The organism is Bradyrhizobium sp. PRIMUS42 (assembly GCF_023006515.1).
In the GTDB taxonomy this organism is placed as follows: Bacteria; Pseudomonadota; Alphaproteobacteria; order Rhizobiales; family Xanthobacteraceae; genus Bradyrhizobium.
On sequence record NZ_JALBGZ010000637.1, the window covers coordinates 1 to 3,640 of the forward strand.

A 3,640-nucleotide genomic window follows, 5' to 3' on the forward strand; every position below is an offset into this window, starting at 1 on the left:
AGCCCGTCGCCGATGCTGGCGCCGGTGCAGGCGAGCGGCAGATAGGTCACGGCGATGTGGGTGTAGCGCACCGCGAGCGCCAGCGCGGTGCGCGTCTGGTAGCTGTACAGCGAGCGGTGGCAGGGCGCGTTGAACCAGAGCGCGCTGTAGCGTTGCCAGTTGGCGAGCGTATCCGGCGCTTCGCAGGCGCGGCCGCCTTTGAAGCCGTGGCGGCTCGGACGGTAGTATTGCGCACCGGCGGTACCGAGATAGGAGCGGAAGCAAAAGCCTTCGTCGGACAGTGCCAGCGGCCGGTCCGGATTGCCTTCGCCCGAGGCGATGCTGTCGCCGAGGCCGGCAACGAAGATGTCGCGGACCTGGATCTCGGTCTGGACGCGCTGGGTCGGATCGGAGCCGGAGGAGACGTCGACGGTCGCGACCGTCTGCTTGCCGTAGCGGACACGTAAGTTGATCGGCTCGGCGCAGTCGAAGGTCGATTGTTGCGGGCCGTCGCCGTCGTCGAACGACCAGGCGCAGGTGGCGCCGACCGGCACGGCGCCAACGAGGCGCACGGTGACGGGATGGTCGATCGGGGTGAGATAGTTTTCCTTGGTGTTGTCGCGCGTGCAGGGCTGGTTGACCCGGCCCTGGAGGTCGATGCAGAGGCGGTTGACCATGTTGCGGGCCCAGCCGCGGCCTTCGCTCTGGAGCTCCAGCGATTGTTCAGCGGCCAGGATGTTGCGGTTGCGTGCGTTCTCGACATGGAGCAGGAAGTCGCGCTCCTCGCGGAACAGCCGGAAGCGGTTACGCACCTCCCAGCTGATCTGCAGGGTGCCGGCGTCCTGAGCGGCGGCGCGCTGGGGCGGCAAGGCGATCAGAATCCCCGCAAGCAGCAGGGCGCCTGCGGAAAGGGTACGAAGGGGGAGTGGGATCATGGCCCGCTGTTCAACGGCAAAGTTGAGGCGGAAATAAGAGAGGATTGCTCCCCCGCCTGCAACCTTTGTCTCACGGGTTTGAGGATCCGCCTACCGCTTGCCAACCTGCCGCAGCGCCCGTTCACGCTCCATCGTGGCCACCTGCTTGGGCAGATTAGCCTGGGCGCAGGCCTCCGCCAGCCGTCGTCGCTCCTGCCACGGCGCGACCACGTTCATCCAGAGCTCGCGCGTGCCCATGATGGAGATGGCGAGGCCGAACGGGATCACGAAATAGAGGATGCGGAACACCAGCAGTGTCGCCAGAAGCTCTTCGCGGCCGAATTGGGGCAGCGCCACCAGCATGGCGGCATCGAACACGCCGATCGAGCCGGGCGCATGGCTGGCAAAGCCGATCAGCGTCGCCAGGATGAACACCACGGCAAGCGACATGAAGTCGATCGGCGGATTGGCAGGCATCAGCAGATACATTGCCAAGGCGCAGAAGCCGAGATCGACCACGCCGATCAGGATCTGGACCAGCGTCAGCGGCGCCGAGGGCAGCACCACCTTCCAGCCCTTTTGGCCGAGCTCCCGCCGCTTCTCGCCCATGCACAGCCAGACCAGATACGCGCCAATCGAGGCAAGGCCGCCGAGCGCGATCAGCCGGTTGATCGACGGGGGAAGCTGATCCATCGAGGACGCCGCATCCGGATGGATGGCCAGCCCGATCGAGAGCACGAAGATGTTACCGAGCCAGAAGGTGAGGCCCGACAGGAAGCAGATCTTGGCGACGTCGATCGCGTTCAGCCCGTAGTCCGAATAGATCCGGAAGCGGATCGCGCCGCCGGTGAAGACGGTGGCGCCGATGTTGTGGCCGATCGAATAGGACGTGAAGCTGGAGAGCGCTGCGATGCGATAGGGCACCTGCTTCTTGCCGATCGTTCGCAGTGCAAAAAAGTCGTAGAATGTCAGCGTACAGAACGCGAAGAAGACGCAGATGGCCGCGAGCCCGATGCTCCCGCGGGGAATCTCGGTCAACGCGGTCAGGATGACCCCGGTATCGATGCCCTTGAGGGTCCGCACCAGCGTGGTGATCGCGAAGGCGATGATGAAGATGCTCGCGGCAACTCCGAGCCGTCGCCAGCCGATCCATCTCTTGAAGCCGCGCTTCAGCGCAGGCAGCAGTCCGTGCATTCATCCTCCCGGCGGGGGGCAAGACCGACCGGGCCAGGTATTGGCCAGTCGGGTGCGATCATGGCCAAAGGCAGGCATCGATCGCTAGGCATGATCCAGCTCATTTAAGGCAAAAACAGCGGCTTGTGCAGCCCTTGACAACAATAGGTTCTGCGCGGGACCGGCCATTTTGTCATACGCGGTTCACATCGAAGGCGCTTTAAGCATATGAGTCGTGAAACCGGCCGGCTCGCGCATTTCGCATGCTGCCATGATCTCAGATCCCGGCGCCGTCCGTATTGTTCCAGCGCAAGCCTTACGGGCCTTTTTTGGAACGTCGCTGCCGCGCGCTCGTTGTGCCCCATCAGCAACCGGACATGGCGGAATAAGCGGCTTTTCGTGCAGGCCGCTGCCGTCGTGTCTCAGAAACCGAACGAGGACGGAACGATGGGACTGTTTACAAAAGACATCAAGACCATGAACGACCTGTTCGTGCACCAGCTCCAGGACATCTATTACGCCGAGCAGCAGCTGACCAAGGCGCTGCCGAAAATGGCAAGCAAGGCTACCGATCCCCAGCTGAAACAGGGCTTTTTGACGCACCTCGAGGAAACCAAGCAACACGTTGCTCGGCTCGAGGAAGTCTTCAAGATGCACGGCGTCGCCGTGAAGGCAGTCGATTGCCCGGCCATTGACGGCATCATCGAGGAAGCCGACGAGACCGCCGGCGAAGTTGCCGACAAGGCGGTGCTCGACGCGGCGCTGATCAATGCGGCCCAGGCCGCCGAACATTACGAGATCGTGCGCTACGGCAGCCTGATCGCCTGGGCCAAGCAGCTGGGCCGCAACGACTGCGCCAGCGTGCTCGCCAAGACGCTCGAGGAAGAGAAGGCGACCGACATGAAGCTGACGAAACTCGCCGAGAGCAAGGTGAACCTGCGCGCGGCGAGCTAGGGCAAGGCTCATTGCGACGAGCGCCGCGCGGTCATCCGCGCGGCGCGTTCTGCTTCTTCACCATCCGCCATGCTCCGCCTGGCGCGATTGCGCACGGGGGCATCCAGTACCCCGCGGTCGCACTTCGTTTGCACGATCTCCGCCACGGAGTACTGGATCCTGCGCGGGCCATGACACCGGAATTGTGGTGCCTCGAGCGCACGCATCCATCATTCGGTCATTCTCGAAGCATGATGGTGCGGCCAAGTCTATATTTCGCATGGGGCTGCAATCGGGTGCAGCATGCGAGCCAACACCATCAGACCTCAAACCTTCGACAACCGGGTCGCCACACCGCGCGCTTCGTCGCCTCTTGCGACCTCTCTCACACTGGCGGCAATGAGCCTCGGCTATGGCGTCGTGCAGCTCGACGTCACCATCGTCAACACGGCGCTGGATGCGATGGGCAGGACGCTCGGCGGCGGCGTCGCCGAACTGCAATGGGTGGTCAGCGCCTACACCATCGCGTTTGCCGCCTTCATCCTGACCGCCGGCGCGCTCGGCGACCGCATCGGCGCCAAGCGCGTCTTCATGGCCGGGTTCGCCATCTTCACCGCGGCGTCGCTCGCCTGCGCGCTGTC

Annotated in this window: 3 protein-coding genes and 1 pseudogene; 2 read left to right on the forward strand and 2 right to left on the reverse strand. The window is 63.9% G+C overall.

The window, feature by feature from the left end; all coding sequences use genetic code 11:
• Positions 1-914, reverse strand: a pseudogene (locus tag MOV75_RS30890) (hypothetical protein); the annotation flags it as partial.
• A 90-nt stretch (positions 915-1,004) separates the two neighbouring features.
• Positions 1,005-2,087 (reverse strand): YbhN family protein, encoded by a 1,083-nt coding sequence (locus MOV75_RS30895; protein ID WP_246931317.1) that lies wholly within the window; start codon positions 2,085-2,087, stop codon positions 1,005-1,007.
• Between the two features lie 426 nt (positions 2,088-2,513).
• Between MOV75_RS30895 and MOV75_RS30900 the strand changes: the two genes are divergently transcribed.
• On the forward strand, positions 2,514-3,020 hold the full coding sequence (locus tag MOV75_RS30900) for a ferritin-like domain-containing protein (RefSeq protein ID WP_246931316.1): 507 nt from the start codon (positions 2,514-2,516) through the stop codon (positions 3,018-3,020).
• Positions 3,021-3,302: 282 nt separating this feature from the next.
• A partial coding sequence (locus MOV75_RS30905) for an MFS transporter (protein ID WP_247007213.1) occupies positions 3,303-3,640 on the forward strand: 338 nt, incomplete at its 3' end.